Below are 16769 nucleotides of genomic sequence, written 5' to 3'. Positions count from 1 at the left end.
GCGGCTTCCCCTTGCACTCCCCAGAGCCGACCCCAGCCAGCCCCTTGCGTAATCTATACTCTGCGGCCATGAATTCTGCAATCGGAATCTGTCACCGATGACACGCCTTCGCCGCTGGCTGCGCTGGATCCTGGTCGTTTTCCTGGTCCTGGCGTTGATTGGCGCGGCCGCTGCGGGCGGCCTCTATTACGCCATTTCCTCCAAGCTTCCCGACGTGCAGACCCTGCGCGACGTGGAAATGCAGGAGCCCATGTACGTCTACGCCGCCGACGGCAAGCTGATGGCGGTGTTCGGCGAAACCCGGCGCACGCCGATCACCATGAAGGACGTGCCCGAGCGCCTGAAGCAGGCGTTCCTGGCGACCGAGGATGCCCGCTTCTACGAACACGGCGGGGTCGATTACAAGGGCATCGCGCGCGCGGTATGGCTGCTGGCCACCACCAGCGACCGCCGGGTGCCGGGCGGTTCGACGATCACCCAGCAGGTGGCGCGGCAGTTCTTCCTGAGTTCGGAGTACAGCTATACGCGCAAGCTGGCCGAGATCCTGCTGGCGCGCAAGATCGAGTCGGAGCTGAGCAAGGACGAGATCTTCGAGCTGTACCTGAACAAGAGTTTCTTCGGCAACCGGGCCTACGGCGTGGCCGCGGCAGCGCAGTTCTACTACGGCAAGCCGCTGGACCAGCTGGACCTGGATGAAATGGCTTCGCTGGCCGGCATCCCCAAGTTCCCGTCCTCCGGCAACCCGATCTCCAACCCGGAGCGCGCCCAGCAGCGTCGTGACAACTACGTGCTGCAGCGCATGGCGGACCTGCGTTTCATCAGCCAGGCCGAGGCCGATGCGGCCAAGGCCGTGCCGATGCATGCCGCCGCGCACGAGCCGCCGGTGCAGGTCGACGCCCCTTACGTCGCCGAACTGGTGCGCCAGGAAATGATCGCCCGCTTCGGCGGCGACGTGGTCAACAAGGGCTACCACGTGACCACCACCATCAATGCCGAGCTGCAGACGGCGGCCAACCTGGCCGTGCGTGACGGCCTGCTGCTGTACGACCACCGGCATGGCTGGCACGGCGTGGAGAAGCAGGTCGCGCTGGGCGCTGGCGACGACGTGGCGACGCTGGCCGGCCACCTGTCCGGGATCAGTGCGCAGTCCGGCCTGCTGCCGGCGATCATCGCCGCCACCGCCGCCGACGGCAGCGCCACCGCGGTGCTGGCCAACCGCACCGAGGTCACCCTGCCCGCCGGCGCGGCCCGCTGGACCAACAAGACCCCCGCCAAGCTGGTCCAGCGCGGCGACATCGTGCGCGTGCGCGTGGGCGAGAAGGAAGGCCAGTGGCTGCTTGACCAGATCCCGCGCGGACAGTCCGCGCTGGTGTCGGTGGATGCCAACAGCGGTGCCTTGAAGGCGCTGGTGGGCGGCTTCAGCTTCTCCGGCAACAAGTTCAACCGTGCCACCCAGGCCCGTCGCCAGCCGGGGTCGAGCTTCAAGCCCTTCATCTACGCGGCGGCCTTCGACAAGGGCTACAACCCGGCATCCATCGTGCTCGACGCCCCGGTGGTGTTCCGCGACCGCCGTGGCAAGACCTGGTCGCCGCAGAACGATGGCGGCGGCTTCCGTGGCCCGATGCGCCTGCGCGAAGCACTGGTGCAGTCGCGCAACCTGGTGTCGGTGCGGCTGCTGGACGGCATGGGCGTGGACTACGCACGCAAATACATCAGCGAATTCGGCTTCGCCGAAGCCGAGCTGCCGCCGAACCTGTCGATGTCGCTGGGCACCGCCTCGCTGACCCCGCTGTCGGTGGCGCGCGGTTACGCGGTGTTCGCCAACGGCGGTTCGCGGGTGGACACCTGGCTGATCGACCGGGTCAGCGACCGCGACGGCGTGGAAGTGTTCAAGGAGAACCCGGCAATGGCCTGCCGCGACTGTGCAGGCGTCAGCAACGGGCAGCCGGCCAACGCGGTGGTCGATGGCTTCAACTTCGGCGCCGCCGCCGCACCGGCCGCGGCGACCGCCAGCGCGGCCGCACCGCAGGCACCGGCCGAGGCGCCGGCACCGGCGCCGGTCAATCCCGATGCGCGTACCGCGCCGCGTGCGATCGACGCGCGCACCGCGTACCAGCTGGTATCGATGATGCGCGACGTGGTCCAGCGCGGCACCGGCACGGCGGCCAAGGTCCTCGGTCGCGAGGACGTCGGCGGCAAGACCGGCTCGACCAACGACCACCGCGATGCCTGGTTCTCCGGCTTCGGTGGCCCGTATGCCACCACCGTGTGGGTGGGCCGCGACGACTTCCGTTCGCTGGGCTACCGCGAATACGGCGGCAAGGCCGCACTGCCGATCTGGATCGACTACATGCGCACCGCGTTGAAGGACACCCCGATCGCGCAGAACGAGCCGCCGTCGGGCATGGTGCAGGCCAGCCTCAACGGCGCGACCGAGTGGGTGAAGGTGGAAGACATGGATCGCCTGCAGGACTACGACCTGAACCTGCAGACGCCGCAGGCCGATGCGGCGGCCTTCGATATCTTCTGATCGGCATCGGCTGGCCCGGTAGCGCGGCGACACACGCCGCGCTACCCGCCGTTCACGCCTGCGGTGTAGGCTGATCGCAGGCCATGCAGGGGGAGCGACCTATGCACCGTGCGCGCGAACACACCGCCACACAGACCCGCGAACGCCGCCAGCGGCTGGCCCATGAAGCGGCGCGGCTGATGGCCGAGGGCGGCATCCAGGATTTCCACCAGGCCAGGCGCAAGGCGGCCACCCGGCTGGGCATCCATGACGAGGCGTCACTGCCGCGCAACGTGGAAATCGAACAGGCGCTGCGCGAGCACCAGCGCCTGTTCGCTGGAACGCGCCAGGCCGATGCGCTGCGCACCCTGCGGATGGCCGCGGTGCCCGCGCTGGAGTTTCTGCAGCCCTTCGCCCCGCGGCTGGTCGGACCGGTGCTGGAAGGCACCGCCGATGCCCACAGTCCCGTGCACCTGCACCTGCACGAGGACGACGCCGATGCCGTGCCGCGCTTCCTGGAAGAGCACGGCATCCCGGCGCAGCCGCGCAGCCGGCGCCTGCGCTGGGATCGCACGCGTGTGATCGATGTGCCTGTGTGGGGGTTCAGCGCTGATGGGGTGAGCTTCGAACTGCTGGTGCTGCCGTATGACGCCCTGCGTCAGGCGCCGCTGTCGCCCGTGGATGACCGGCCGATGCAGCGGGCGTCGCTGGCGCAGCTGCGCGGGCTGCTGGCCGCTGGATAGCCCGCCGCCCGCGCGCCGGGAGCATCGAGCGGTCACCAACCGATACCGACACCCAGGCCAACGCCGCGCTCTCCGCTGTTGGTGAAAGCGCCGTGCAGGCTGACAGTGGACGAACCGCGATCGTTGAGCACCCGCTGGTACCCTACCGCCATTGCCGCCTCACCTTCGGCATGGCCTATGCCCGCTCCCAGCCGGTTATAGGTTGCCAGCCCTGCGGTGTTCATCGCCATGGCGCTCTGCGCGGTATTCATCGCCGCCATGCGATTGAAGCGGCGATCCATTTTCTCCAGTCTACGCTCGATACCGGCCGTGGCCTGATCGCTGTAGCGGTTGGCACGTTCCAGCAGCGCATCAAGCTGCCGCGTGTCGACAGTGGCAGGCGGCTCCGCCTGCGGCGTTGGCGGCAGTCGCTGCTCGGACGAGGCGATCTGCGCAGCCCCCGATGCTCCATCCGCTGGCTGTGATGAGGAGGCCGTAGGGTGCGTCGACACCACCTCCGCGTCGAGCCCCTGCGCCTGCGCAATGCGCGATGGTCCGCCGGGCTTCTGGATGCGTTGCTCCAGTCCGTCGATACGGCCATCCAGCTGTTCGCGCATCTCGTGCAGCTGCCCGCCGTTGACCGCCTCACGGCTGCCAGCAGCAATCCGGCCAGCGGCGAGGTTGCCGAGCACCATTCCCTGGCCGCCCGCCAGGTTCAGCTGCCCCGCGCCACTGGCAGCCCGCACCGGCGCGCCCTGGAACACAGAGTCCAGCTGCTGCTCGATATGCTGCACACGCGAGCCCTGCGTCATCACGGCACCATCCAACGCAGACAAGGCATCACCCACGTTGTGATGGACGCCTCCCTGCACGAGGTAGGACGGTGCGACGACGCTGCCTGCCGGATCGATTCCTGCCCCGCTGCCAAGCAACGCCAGCGTGCTGCGCAGCTGCGCCACGCTGGTCGCATCTCCCTGCCCGATGCCCGGCGCGATATTGACCAGCCGGCGCTGCAACTGCGCGTTGCCGAAGGACGCGGTATCGGCTTGGCTGGCGATCGACCCGCTGCCGATCGCCACGCCATTGCGGGCTGCAGCCTGGACCAGGCTCTCTGCCCCCAGTGCAACGCCACCGGTCACATCGACCTTGGAACGTCCCCCGAGCGCAAAGCCGTCTTCCGCGTTCTCCGTCACGTAGGCGGCACGCCCCAGCGCCAACGCGTTCCTGCCCTGTGCCACGGCGTAGAATCCAACCGCGGTAGCGCCTTCCTGTTCCAGCGAGGCTTCGGCGCCATCGCCTATGGCGACCGCTGCTGCACCGGCCCGGGCCGACGTGCTGAACCCATCGCTGCCGACGCTCAGGAATCGGGCCTGTTCTTCCACCCGCTGCAGCCGATGGTTGGTGTCGAACAGCTGCCCCGCATTGACCGCGTCGGTGCCACCGGCAACGGAGATGTCACCGGCCGCTACGCGCTGCAGGCGGGCAGCTTCGACATCGACCGCGCTGCGATCGGCATTGAACTTCAGCACGCCGCCCAGATCCGGATCCAACTGATCCACGTCGATGCGCAACTGGTCGATATCCCTCCGGTTGTCGCCGATGCGACGATCGTGCAGCTGCAGCAGCCCGCTGTGCACGGTAAGCGTCTGGCCGTGCGCGGTCAGCACCTGGCCATGGCTGTACAGCAGCTGGTTGCTGGCATGCAGCTGGCGGCCAGTGACGGCTTCATTGCTGGTGCTGTCCAACGCGCCTTCGGCCACGCCGCTGATGCGGCGATTGCCGTTGGACCGGTTGCCCACTTCCAGCACGCTGCCTGCCGTGACACCGCCAATGCGTATCGGCCCGTCCAGCCCGGTCTGGCTGATCAGATCGCTCACCTGCGATGCGCGCGCCAGCGCGGCGTCGGCAGTGGTCTTGGCGAGGGTGGCGGTGCTGGTTGCCGTGGCTACGCTGCGGTTGGTTGCGTGCAATTGCCTGCCGGTCACCGCGTCACTGCTGCTTTCACCCAGGCGCGCATCGGCCACGTTGACCACGCGCCGCCGCGTGGTGGCGTTGCCGACCGACACGCTGTAGTCCTCGCTGGCGACGGCACCACGGCCGAGTGCCACCGCATTGGACCCCGTGGACCGTGCTTCATAGCCTATCGCTACGCTGTCATGTTCAGCCCTGGCCGCCCCGCCGACGGCGATGGCGCCGGTTATGCCACTGCTGCCGGCATGCGCGTTGGCACCGATGGCGATCCGATCCGTGCCGGCACCTTGGGCCGTGCGCGCGCCGCTCCCCACCGCCACCGCATCGTTACCGTGCGCGACGCTGTCCTGGCCGACAGCGGTCGCGCCGATCCCATGGGCTTGGGCGCGCCCACCGAAAACGGTCGAATGGCCCTGCTCGGCGACCGCTGCTTCACCAAATACCGCGTTCCAGTCTCCCACCGAGCGCGACCGGTTGCCGAAGCTGGCCGCGTTGTAGCCCCGCAGGTAGGCACCGGCCCCCAGGACCAAAAAGTTGCCGCCATTGCCGTCCGGCATCGGTGACTGCCCGTCGCCTGCATGGCCCATCAGCGGGACGCAGCCGGTAACGATGGGCTCGTTGAGCTTGCATCCGAGAAATACCCTGGCCGAGGCCGAGGGCGACGGTGCGCACAGGGCAACCGCCAGGCTTGCCAGCAGCGAGTGCCGGGTCTTCAGGCACGGGACGCGAAGCCGAGGCTTCATGGGTGTCTCCTGTGGTAGGCAAAGGAATGTAGAAACACGGCAAGGCACACTCAGCCCGCCGGGGCGGTCAGCACCTTGAGATGCTCGCGGTAGCCGTCGCCGCTGAGGCGGTAGCGCAGCTGCAGCGTGTGGCCGGTTTCGACGCTGACCGGCAGCTGCAGCGATGCGCCCGGGTACAGGCTGCGCGATACGTCATGGGCCGCACAGGCCCCCGCGGCATCGCAGTTGGCGACGCTGGTGATGCCCACCCGCAGGGCGCCGGTGTTGTTCAGGGTACGGCCGTGAAGCTCCAGCTCCACGTTGCCTTCGGCAGGCACGACGTTGACCAGCGCCCCCCACACCAGACTGACGCCGATGCTCGCCTGGGCGGTGTCCGTCGCTGCGGCCTCGACCTCTTCCTCCGGCGCACGGACGCCTTCGAAGTAGATCCGGTAAGCGGATTCCTGTTCGACTGCGCGCAGTGGAATGATGCGGATCAGCCGGTTGCCGCCGCCGGCCAGCGCGAACCTGGACGGGGTCACCGCAATGGCCGCCTCGCTCGCTTCAACGCCGATCTCGTGCTCGCCGTCACCGGCCGGATCCACGACGCGGCGCAGCGACGCCTGCACGTACTGCGGCTGCGTGGACTGCGAGTAGATGCGGATGACCGCTGCTTTGTCCGCACCGACCGAAGTCCGCATGGGGTGGATGGTCAGGTTGGCGTGCGCCGGTGGTGCAAGCAGCACGGCCAATGCAAGGTAGGACACTCTGGATTTCACATGAAGCTCCATTGGATTCAAGGGCGGAAGGTCGGCACGCGCAGCTCGACCTGCAGTTCGCCTTCGTAGTAGCCGGGGCGTTTGCTCGAAATCGGAACCCGCGGCGTTTCCAGGCTCAGTGGGGTCGGTACGCAGTAGACGGGCTGGGTCATTCCCGGCAGCACGACCAGCCGCAACCGGGCGCTGTCGATACCCGCAAGGAGCTGTTCGACGCCATTGGCCATCGGGAGCCGCGCGCCGCCGTGGTCCAGCGTCACCGTGTAATCCACGCGCCGTGCCGGGTCGCTGCCTCCCTCGTGGTGCCAGACCGCGTAGCCGTCGCCGGCCGACGGCCCGGCCCGCGTGTCACGCAGCGTCACGCCGAGGAATTCACTCTGCGATCCCAGCCCGTCGTACAGGCACATGTCCAGCGCGGCCCGTCCGCCCACTGTCCGCGAGATCGGGTCGTACTGCAGGTTGAGTCCCACGTGGGGCTCTACCAGATCGAAGGCAGGAAAGTAGATCGCCACCGCATCGCGGTCGCTGACGGTCAGCTCCACCTGGAACTCATAGGTCGCCAGCGGGGTGCCGTTGCTGTCGCTACGCAGGTCCAGCAGCAGCCTGGCGTCCCAGCGACCGGCGACCAGTTTTGACAGCTCGGCCGCGGGAATGGACAGCGTTGCACCGGTACCTCCCGGTGGCAGATCGATGCACGACGGTCCGAAACTGGTACCCAGCGGCCGTTGGACGCTGTTCCAGTGATCCAGCGCGCAGCGGCGATCGACGAACGCCCGCTGCAGTGAACCGGTTGCAGTGATATCGGTGCGCAATCCACTTCTGCGCTCAGTAAAACGAAGCGCGATGTCGGTACTGCCGGCACCGTTGGCGCCGGTGTCGCGGGTCGGGCAACGACCGTTTGCGCTATCTGAATCAGAGCGGCAGGTGAGGTGGATCCGCCCGTAACCGCGTGCGGGATCGGCGTTGTAACCGAGCAGCGTGCGCGGTGCCAGGAGCTCGATGGTGGGTGGAACGGCCGATCGATCGTACGCCAGCGGGTGATGCTGGACCACGCTGGCCGGATCGGTCGGCGGTGGCGCCTGCGCCCATCCGGCGGGCACCACGAGCACCCACGCCAGCAGGGCCATCCAGCGCCGGCTCATGGCGTGGCCCCCTGCTGGGCGGTCCGACCAGGCGCAATCAGGGCGCGTTCCTGCAGCAGCCGGGTCACCCGTGGCTGCTCCCGGACGTGGGCCGGCAGCTGGGTCACCGGCAATGACCGGCACTGCACCGCACCCACCATCAGCACCGCCATCCGACGTTCACGCACCTGCAGCGGACAGGACAGCAGCTCGCTGCCCTGCAACAGGTAGAGTGCCTGTTCGCGGCGCGGAAAGTCGACGACGAAGCCCCCATTGGCTTCGGTGGCCGGCACCGGCGCATTGAGGATGCGCGCCGACGGTACCGGCATCCCGGCAAGGTCCTGCGCATGCCCGATGAAGGTATAGGTCACTTCAACCGGTACTGCCAGGGTCACCAGCCTGCCCGGGGACAGGAACACCGAACGCGCCGCACCGGTTGTGCCGACGCGCACGGCGGCGATGCTGTCCATGCTGCTCGCATCCTGCAGTTCGGCCCGGTGTGGCTGGTAAGCGGGCAAGGACAGCAGGCGACGTTCGCCCAACTGCAGTCGCTGCCTGCGCAGACCCGACACCTGCAGTTCGGCGGCTACCCCGGACAGGTCCACGTCCTCGCTCGGATCGACCTTCACCGCCAGGCCGGCATCGGCGCCCCCGTCGCCCCAGTAGAAACCACCAGGCCCCCAGGCGAACGCGGCGTTGTGGTTGATGCTGTAGGCCATGTCGCGGCGCCCGGCGTGCTGGTAATGGGCCACGGTGGCACTGGTGCGGCCGGTGTGGTCATGCAGCAGTGCGCTGACGCCGGCGCTGTAACGCCCGGCGTCGCTGCCACGGAAATCAGCCGATACCTCACGCAACTGGTCATCGCGTTCCTGCCGCAGCGTCTGGCCGGCGCTGTAGCTCAGCTGCGGCCGCTGGTGGGCGGGCTGGCGAAGATCAAGTCCGTAACGCCGCTGCGAGGCAAGCCGCGCGTCGCGCTGCAACCGGGTGAGGGTGAGGGTGAGGAAGATGCCGCGATCACGGCGCGCGCCGGTGACGGCATCATTGCGTTGGTGCCAGAAACCGATGCGGTGGGCGGCGCTGAAGTCCTGCCAGCGCTCGATCCGGCTGTAGCTGCCCTGCCAGCTGCGACTGCGAAGGGGGTCACTGCGGCCGACACCCGGATCGATCACCGGCAAGCCAGGCACGGCTGCCGGATCGTCGAGGCCGCCCGGCAGCCACGCACCGCTGCGCCAGGTCTGCCGGCGGGTGTAGCCAAGAAAGACGCTTCCTCCGCGCAACGGCAGCGCCATCGACGCGCTCAGGGAATCGGAACATCCCGGACCGTCGCGCCCCGCCCCCGGCTGGCAGACGCCATCGCGCAGCTGTTGATGATGGACATTCCACGATGCCGTGCGACGGTAGGAAAGTTGGGCCTGCGTACCTCGGCTGGCGTCGCTGCCCCGCATGGCGCTGAATGCGCCACGAAGTTCCTGGGTAGCAAAATGCCGCCGCAGATCCACCCTCAGTTCGGCGTAATCGCCCGATTCAACGTCCACCGCCCCCGCGGTCACCGTCATGTCACGACCCAGTGGCAGGCGCAGTCCCGCCATCGCGGCCGGTCCCGGCGCGGCATGTCGGTCGCCGCGCTCCGCGCGCCGGCCTGCCTGCACGAACCATTGCAGGCTGCCATCGGCGCCGTCGCCGCGCTTGTCGAAGGGCGCCTCTTCGCTGCGCACCAGGACACCGTCTTCGTAGATGCGCAGGGTGATGCCGTAGTTGCCGAAGGGAAACGAGCGGGTATCGAGCTCGTTGATGCCGGCGGCCAGATAGTAGGTCTGCAGCAGCCGCGTGCCATCGAACGCATCCACGCGTGCATCGCGCGCCAGCAGCACGGTGAGTGGGCTGGACTGCACGGCGGCGTCGACGTCGACATAGGCCTGGCTGCTGCCCAGGCGCAGGCCGTCGAGGCGGTCCAGCGGCAGCATGCCAAAACCGAAAACGCCCCCCAGCGGACTGGACAGGTTGCGCCGGTCCAGCCGGCCAGCCTGCAGGTAGTGCCGACGATCGAGGTCGTGACGGTAGTAAGCGTTGTCCAGCTCGAACGCCTGACGGGCAGGTTGGCCCTGCTGTTGCTGCTGGCTGTAGTTCCAGTTGGCTGCCAGATGCCCGTGCTCGAACAGCCCCCGTGTCCCCATGCCCTGCACCGCCAGCGCGCGTACGCCATGGCTGCCGCCGGCATTGATCACGTGCTGGTGCAGGAAGGCGTTTTCGGATGCGCCACTGATCTGGTGGAAGCGCTCGCCGGCAGGCGCGGCGGGCAGCCACTGCCGCGCCATGAACAGGCTTACGGTGCCCTCGCCTTCATCGTAGATGGCAGCTGCGACGGACGCATCATCAGGCGGATCCAGATAGCCGCAACCTGCATCGGCGATGCCATGGCGACACGCCAGATGACTGTTGCGTGGCAACGCGACCGACAGCGCGGGCAGCAGCACCGCCTGGGCCTCCGGGCTCAGTTGCAGTGCCTGCAGCACGCGGGCCGGGTCCTGCAACTGCAGGCTGTGGAGTGTGACCAGCACCGGGGTCAGCCCGGCCGAGCGCCCGAACAGCCGGACGTCGAGCTGCTCGATCTGGCCTTCGGCAAGCTCCTCGAAGCCAGCCGGGACCCCGCGCGCGGCAGCGTGGGCGCCATCGAGAGCCAGCGCGAGCGCAAGCGCTGTCGCCAGCCTGGTCACGGCGGGAGCGGTGGTTACCATGTTGGATCCCCGAAGGCCGGCCCTGGACGGGCCGGCGCGGTTGGTTATGGACTGCCGGCCTTCTGGACCAGAACGACGCTCACCAGGCCCTCGTACAGACCGGCGGCAGTGATCGGCCCGCGGGTGGTCTGCTCGATCACCAGCGGCATGGCAATCGAGGCGCCGGGCAGTGCGCCATCGAACAGCGTGCTGGCGTCGAAATCCGCGTTGGAGACCGCGAGCGGGCGGCCGTTGAGGCGGACCGTCATCGGTATCGGCGCGGCGCCAGTGGCAGCGACCACCGGACGCAGTTCCGCGGCGTTGCCCAGGCGTACGCTGACATCCTTCGAGGTGTCGTTGGAGAAGATGCGGACCTGCTCGGTCCACGGCGACAAGCCGCTGAGGGGCTGGTAAGTCAACGCCACTGCATCAGGCAGTGCACTTCCATCGGCACGCAGCAGCGACAGCGTGGGATCGACATCGGCCCAGATCTTGATATCGGCCTGCACGGCATGGGCCGAGGTGGAGGCAGCGGCAAGCGCAAGGGCCAACAGGGCGTTCCGGCAATGCGTCTTCATGGTTATCTCTCCTTGATTGCGATAGACGGCGTCAGCGATTTGGCGCCGTGCCATCAGCGAAAGCTGGCGGCGGCAGGAGAATAGGCAGCGTCCGGCGATTTGAACGTAAGGAAATCTTCAAAAACGTCACGACAACAGCGTATCTGTGCACTGCGTTGAAGAACAGAACAGCCAACCGTGTATGGATGTGATCTGGCGCTTTTCTGACAGCGCGGGCAAAAAAAAACGCCCCGCAAGGCGGGGCGTTTCATGCAACAGAGGGATGCCCGGAATCAGCCCTGGTAGTCGCGCACGTCGCTACCGGTGTAGACCTGACGCGGGCGGCCGATCTTCATTTCCGGATCGACCTGCTGCTCCAGCCAGTGCGCGACCCAGCCGGAGGTACGGCCCAGGGCGAACATGACGGTGAACATCTCGGTCGGGATCTGCAGCGCCTTGTAGATGATGCCGCTGTAGAAATCGACGTTCGGGTACAGCTTGCGGGCGACGAAGTAGTCGTCCTGCAGCGCGGCCTGTTCCAGCTTGACGGCCACGTCCAGCAGCGGATCCTGCACGCCCAGCTGTTCCAGCACCTTGCCGGTCATGACACCGATGACCTTGGCGCGCGGGTCGAAGTTCTTGTACACGCGATGGCCGAAGCCCATCAGGCGGAAGCCGGAGGTCTTGTCCTTGGCCTTGACCACGGCGGACTCGACGTTGTCGGCCGAACCGATTTCTTCCAGCATCTTCAGCACGGCTTCGTTGGCACCGCCGTGGGCCGGACCCCACAGTGCGGTGACGCCGGCGGCGACCGAGGCATACGGGTTGGCGCCGGTCGAGCCGACCATGCGGACGGTCGAGGTCGAGGCGTTCTGTTCGTGGTCGGCATGCAGGATGAACAGCAGGTCCAGCGCCTTGACCACGTCCTGGTTCAGCTCGTACTGGCCGTCGGCCGATTCGAAGGTCTGCTTCAGGAAGCGGCTGACGTAATCCAGCGAGGTGTCCGGCGTGTTGGCCGGCAGGCCCTTGCCGTGGCGGTAGATCAGCGCCGACAGGGTCGGCACCTTGGCGATCAGGCGCACGGCGGCCTTGCGGCGCTGTTCGGCATCGGACAGGTCCAGCGAGGCGTGGTAGATGCCCGACAGCTGCGCGATCGCCGCGGTCAGGATCGCCATCGGATGGGCATCCTTGGCGAAGCTGCCGATCAGCGTGTTGACCGACGCATCGACAGTCGCTTCAGCGGCCAGCTCTTCGTTGAATGCCTTCAACTGGGCAGCGTCGGGACGCTCGCCGTTGATCAGCAGGTAGACGACTTCGACATAGCTCGACTTTTCCGAGAGCTGCTCGATCGGATAGCCGCGATACAGCAGAACGCCCTTGTCGCCATCGATGTAGGTGATGGCCGACTTGCAGCTTGCGGTGGCAGTGAAGCCGGAATCGTAGGTGAAGTACCCCGTTTCCTTGGTCAGCTTCGAAATGTCGACGCAGTCGTTGCCGAGAGTGGGTTTGATGACCGGCAGAACGACCGACTTTTCGCCGGCGTTGAGCGTGACCTGATCAAGATCGGACACTGTGTGCGCTCCTTCAAGGGGAAGGCGCCTGCCCAAGCGCATTGGTCAGGCACGTGAATGACGTCCACGACCTGTGCCGCGGATCCCGCCATTATCGCACAGCAGCATTTTCCGGGGGTTAGACGGAAGTCGTAGATGACATATAAGGACTGCCCACCGCCCACGGGCGCTCCGGGCAGGCCCCGCGCCGAACGCAGCGTTCCACCACCATACGCCAGGGCATCGAAGCGCTGAAAAGCAAACGGCCGCGCAATGCGCGGCCGTTCGCCCAGGCATGGATCGACGGATCAGCGCGCGTAGCGCTTCTGGAACTTGTCGATACGGCCGGAGGTGTCGATCACCTTGTGCTTGCCCGTGTAGAACGGGTGCGACGAGGAGGAGATTTCCACCTTGATCAGCGGGTATTCGTTACCGTCTTCCCACTTGGTGGTTTCCTTCGCCGACATGGTCGAACGGGTCAGGATCTTGAAATCGGAGGTGACGTCTTCGAAGACGACGTCACGGTACTCGGGATGGATATCGTCCTTCATGGGCGTACACCGTAAATAGGTAAGGGAAACACAAGAGCGGCATTATAAAGGCGGACGGCCGCCGGGGCAACCACGACCCGCGCCGTGCCTGCGCGGGCCGTCGGCCGCCGCGCCCGTCAGGCGCCCAGTGCCTGGCGGACCAGGGCCTCGAACCTGGCCTGGTCATACGCCATCAGCAGCGTGCAGTTGTCCGGCTGGCCGGTCTGGCGATTCCAGTCGACGAGGGTCGCACCGCGACTGAACGTCCCGTTCAGCTCGATGTTCACCGGACGCGACTCCACCTGCAGCTGGCCTTCCGGGTTCAGCGCCCAGGCCATCGCCAGCGCGTCGGCGGTGAACCAGCGCCCGCCCTTGCTGTCCTCCGACAGTGCACGGGTCTTGCGCGAGATCAGCTCGTAGAAGCGTGCGCGATCGGAATCGGCGGCCAGCCACTGTTCGGCCTGCTGCAGCGGCAAGCCGTGGGCCACGGTCGCCTCCCAATCCGATACCAGCAGGTGCGCGAACGCGCCGAACACCACGTGGGCGGCTTCCGGATCGAAGGCGATGTTGAACTCGGCCGCCGGGGTGATGTTGCCGTGGCAGGTGACCGCCCCGCCCATCACCACGATGCGCTTGATGCGCGTGGGCAGGGTCGGATCGAGCTTGAGCGCCAGCGCCAGGTTGGTCAGCGGGCCGAGCATGACCAGCATCAGCTCGCCGCGGTACTGGTGCGACAGGCGCAGGATCGCAAGCGCGGCGTGTTCGGCCTCGGCGCTGCGGGTGGGAGGCGGCAGGTCGACATCGCCGTAGCCGTCGCGACCGTGCACGTGGGCGGCATCCAGCGAGGGATGCAGCAGCGGATCCGGGCTGCCGGCGAACACCGGGACGTCGTCACGGCCGACCACTTCACACAGCTTGAGTGCGTTGCGGACGGTGAAATCCAGGCCGACGTTGCCGGCGGCGATGGTCAGCGCGACCACCTCGTGGCGGGTATCGGCGAAGGCCATCAGCAGGGCCAGTGCGTCGTCCACACCGGGGTCGGTGTCGATCAACAGCGGGATCTTGTGGGTCATCGTTGCCGTCTTCTGAGCGGCAACGGAGTGTCGCACCGGGATGCCTGCAAATACAACAGGGGCATGAGGAGGCGCGTTTCCGGTGGGGCCGGGCGGGAGGGGTTTGCAGGGGACGGCAACAGCCGCATCCTGCGGGCCTCGTTTCGCGCCATCCCTGGCGCTCAACGCCCCTGCAAACCCCTCCCGCCCGGCCCTGATCGTCTGCGACCGCGTCGGTCCCGGAAAAAAGAAGAAGAGCGGTAGCGCCGAGCCACGCTCGGCGAGCGCGAAGCGCGGCCTGCGTCAGGCGACGCGATGGCGGGAAGCATCCACCGCCCCTGGGTCGGCGCTACCGGCTCAGGCCGAGGCATAACGGTCGGCTGTTGCCGTCCCCTGCAACCCCCTCCCGCCCGGCCCCTCCAGCAGCGGCTTACGCCGAGGCGTAACGCACGGCGGTGCCGATCCAGCGGTCAACGACGCGGTCGGCCAGGCCGGGCTGCTCCTGCAGCAGCCGTTCGGCCAGTGCGTGCACGTCCGGCAGCAGGTTGGCATCGCGCGCCAGGTCGGCGATGCGGAAGCCGGCCAGGCCGGTCTGGCGGGTACCCAGCAGCTCGCCGGGGCCGCGCAGCTCCAGGTCCTTTTCGGCGATGACGAAGCCGTCGTTGGTTTCGCGCATGGTCTGCAGGCGCTCGCGCGCCATCGCCGACAACGGCGTCTGGTACAGCAGCATGCAGCGCGATACCGCCGATCCGCGCCCTACCCGCCCGCGCAGCTGGTGCAGCTGCGCCAGCCCGAGCCGCTCGGCGTTCTCGATCACCATCAGCGAGGCATTCGGCACGTCCACGCCCACTTCGATCACCGTGGTGGCGACCAGCAGGTCGATCTGCCCAGCCTTGAACGCCACCATCGTGGCCAGCTTTTCCGCAGCCTTCAGGCGACCGTGGACCAGGCCCACGCGCACGCCGGGCAGCAGCGCCTGCAGCGACTCGAAGGTGGCCTGCGCCGGCGTGGCATCGAGCTCCTCGCTTTCTTCGATCAGCGTGCAGACCCAGTACACCTGGCGCCCTTCGCTGCAGGCCAGCGCGATGCGCTCGATCAGCTCGGGGCGACGATCCGCATTGAGCGCGACGGTCTGCACCGGCGTGCGGCCGGGCGGCAGCTCATCGATCGCCGATACATCCAGATCGGCATATTCGGACATCGCCAGGGTGCGTGGGATCGGCGTGGCGGTCATCACCAGCTGGTGCGGCACGCTGTTGCCGCCTGCGCCCTTGTCGCGCAGCGCCAGCCGCTGGTGCACGCCGAAGCGGTGCTGCTCATCGACGATGGCCAGCGCAAGGTCCTGGAACACCACCGCGTCCTGCATCAACGCATGCGTGCCGACCACCACCTTGGCCTCACCGCTGGCCACATCGGCAAGCACCTTGGCGCGCGCCTTGCCGGTGACCTTGCCGGCCAGCCAGGCGACCTGCACGCCCAGCGGTTCCAGCCAGCCGCGCAGGTTGTTGAGGTGCTGTTCGGCCAGCAGTTCGGTGGGTGCGGCCAACGCGACCTGCTTGCCCTGTTCCACCGCCAGCATGGCGGCAAGCGCGGCCACCACGGTCTTGCCCGAACCCACGTCGCCCTGCACCAGCCGCAGCATCGGGCTGGGCCGGGCGAGGTCGTCGCGGATCTGCTTGAACACGCGCTGCTGCGCGCCGGTCAACGCGAATGGCAGCTGCTTGAGCAGCGCCTTGGCCAGCTTTCCCGGCCCGGCCAGCGGCGGCGCATGATGGGCCTGCAGGGCGATGCGCTGGCGGCGCAGGCTCAGGTGGTGGGCGAGCAGTTCTTCCAGCGCCAGCCGGCGCTGTGCGGGATGGATGCCGTTGGCCAGCGCGGAAAGATCCGCATCCTGCGGCGGCTGGTGCACGGTCAGCAGTGCGCTGCGCAGCGATGGCAGGCCCAGGCCATCCAGCCATCCCGGCGGCAGCAGCTCCAGCAGGGATTCGTCCGGCAAGCGCTCCAGCGCCTGCAGGATCAGCTTGCGCATGGTCGCCGGGCCAACGCCTTCCACCGCCGGATACACCGGATCAAGCCGGTCCCCCAGCGCCGGGTCGTCCAGCCGCCCCAGTACCTGGTAACTGGGATGGACGATTTCCAGGCCAAGCTGGCCCGGGCGCGGGGTCCCGAAGCAGCGCAGGCGGTTGCCGACCGCGAACTGCCCGACCTGCTGCTGGCGGAAATGGAAGAAGCGCAGCACCAGCGTGCCGCGCCCTTCGTCTTCGATGGCGACCTTCAGCATCGGCCGGTAGCGCATGCCGCGCTCCACCGCCATCACCCGGCCTTCGACCTGCGCCGGAACGCCGGAACGCAGGTCTTCGATCAGGGTCAGCCGGGTCCGGTCTTCATAACGCAGCGGCAGGTGCAGCCACAGGTCCTGCAGCGTGCCCAGGCCACGCGCCTGCAGCTTGCCGGCCACGGCCGGACCGACCCCGGCCAGCATCGCCAGCGAGGCTTCACCGGACGGGGCCAGTGCAGGGGCGGCGGCCTTGCGTGCCACGCAGGG

The 16769-nt window shown here is 67.8% G+C and carries 11 protein-coding genes; 2 read left to right on the top strand and 9 right to left on the bottom strand.

The annotated features are described in order from the left end of the window. Window positions 1-97: 97 nt before the first annotated feature. A complete protein-coding gene (locus RTX79_RS04675; RefSeq protein WP_312682267.1) occupies window positions 98-2530 on the top strand; it encodes a penicillin-binding protein 1A in 2433 nt (810 codons plus the stop codon). A gap of 101 nt (window positions 2531-2631) precedes the next feature. Further along, on the top strand, window positions 2632-3252 hold the full coding sequence (locus tag RTX79_RS04670) for a hypothetical protein (protein ID WP_312682266.1): 621 nt from the start codon (window positions 2632-2634) through the stop codon (window positions 3250-3252). 32 nt (window positions 3253-3284) lie between these two features. Here RTX79_RS04670 and RTX79_RS04665 read toward each other — a convergent pair whose 3' ends face one another. From RTX79_RS04665 to recG, 9 genes are all read right to left on the bottom strand, one after another. Further along, window positions 3285-5945: a YadA-like family protein gene (locus tag RTX79_RS04665; RefSeq protein ID WP_312682264.1), complete on the bottom strand. Its 2661-nt coding sequence runs from the start codon at window positions 5943-5945 to the stop codon at window positions 3285-3287. A gap of 50 nt (window positions 5946-5995) precedes the next feature. Continuing rightward, window positions 5996-6703, bottom strand: a complete 708-nt coding sequence (locus RTX79_RS04660; protein ID WP_312682263.1) for a pilus assembly protein — start codon at window positions 6701-6703, stop codon at window positions 5996-5998. A 17-nt stretch (window positions 6704-6720) separates the two neighbouring features. Further along, complete coding sequence (locus RTX79_RS04655; protein WP_312682262.1) at window positions 6721-7842, bottom strand: CfaE/CblD family pilus tip adhesin; 1122 nt, start codon at window positions 7840-7842, stop codon at window positions 6721-6723. Next, window positions 7839-10556, bottom strand: a complete 2718-nt coding sequence (locus RTX79_RS04650; RefSeq protein WP_312682261.1) for a TcfC E-set like domain-containing protein — start codon at window positions 10554-10556, stop codon at window positions 7839-7841. The genes RTX79_RS04655 and RTX79_RS04650 overlap by 4 nt, the downstream gene beginning before the upstream one ends. Before the next feature lie 44 nt (window positions 10557-10600). Next, the gene (locus tag RTX79_RS04645; protein ID WP_312682259.1) at window positions 10601-11113 is read right to left on the bottom strand and encodes a CS1 type fimbrial major subunit; all 513 of its coding nucleotides are present in this window, start codon (window positions 11111-11113) and stop codon (window positions 10601-10603) included. Window positions 11114-11385: 272 nt separating this feature from the next. Beyond that, window positions 11386-12705 (bottom strand): citrate synthase, encoded by a 1320-nt coding sequence (locus tag RTX79_RS04640; RefSeq protein ID WP_276540900.1) that lies wholly within the window; start codon window positions 12703-12705, stop codon window positions 11386-11388. Window positions 12706-12950: 245 nt separating this feature from the next. Beyond that, window positions 12951-13193: a type B 50S ribosomal protein L31 gene (locus tag RTX79_RS04635; RefSeq protein WP_057687495.1), complete on the bottom strand. Its 243-nt coding sequence runs from the start codon at window positions 13191-13193 to the stop codon at window positions 12951-12953. 116 nt (window positions 13194-13309) lie between these two features. Further along, window positions 13310-14245, bottom strand: coding sequence for a nucleoside hydrolase (locus RTX79_RS04630; protein ID WP_312682256.1), 936 nt, complete (start codon window positions 14243-14245; stop codon window positions 13310-13312). Between the two features lie 409 nt (window positions 14246-14654). Then, the gene (gene recG, locus RTX79_RS04625; protein WP_185000325.1) at window positions 14655-16763 is read right to left on the bottom strand and encodes an ATP-dependent DNA helicase RecG; all 2109 of its coding nucleotides are present in this window, start codon (window positions 16761-16763) and stop codon (window positions 14655-14657) included. Between the last annotated feature and the right edge of the window lie 6 nt (window positions 16764-16769).

Source organism: Stenotrophomonas chelatiphaga, from assembly GCF_032054965.1.
Taxonomy (GTDB): Bacteria; Pseudomonadota; Gammaproteobacteria; order Xanthomonadales; family Xanthomonadaceae; genus Stenotrophomonas; species Stenotrophomonas chelatiphaga.
The sequence above is the reverse complement of the archived record's forward strand: the minus strand, read 5'-3'. Positions and strand labels throughout refer to the sequence as shown.

Excerpts from the sequence above, each read along its gene's own strand:
- RTX79_RS04670 (WP_312682266.1), top strand. The coding sequence starts at position 2,632 with ATGCACCGTGCGCGCGAACACACCGCCACACAGACCCGCGAACGCCGC.
- RTX79_RS04645 (WP_312682259.1), bottom strand. The coding sequence starts at position 11,113 with ATGAAGACGCATTGCCGGAACGCCCTGTTGGCCCTTGCGCTTGCCGCT.
- RTX79_RS04665 (WP_312682264.1), bottom strand. The coding sequence starts at position 5,945 with ATGAAGCCTCGGCTTCGCGTCCCGTGCCTGAAGACCCGGCACTCGCTG.
- RTX79_RS04650 (WP_312682261.1), bottom strand. The coding sequence starts at position 10,556 with ATGGTAACCACCGCTCCCGCCGTGACCAGGCTGGCGACAGCGCTTGCG.
- RTX79_RS04640 (WP_276540900.1), bottom strand. The coding sequence starts at position 12,705 with ATGCGCTTGGGCAGGCGCCTTCCCCTTGAAGGAGCGCACACAGTGTCC.
- RTX79_RS04655 (WP_312682262.1), bottom strand. The coding sequence starts at position 7,842 with ATGAGCCGGCGCTGGATGGCCCTGCTGGCGTGGGTGCTCGTGGTGCCC.
- RTX79_RS04675 (WP_312682267.1), top strand. The coding sequence starts at position 98 with ATGACACGCCTTCGCCGCTGGCTGCGCTGGATCCTGGTCGTTTTCCTG.
- RTX79_RS04630 (WP_312682256.1), bottom strand. The coding sequence starts at position 14,245 with ATGACCCACAAGATCCCGCTGTTGATCGACACCGACCCCGGTGTGGAC.
- RTX79_RS04635 (WP_057687495.1), bottom strand. The coding sequence starts at position 13,193 with ATGAAGGACGATATCCATCCCGAGTACCGTGACGTCGTCTTCGAAGAC.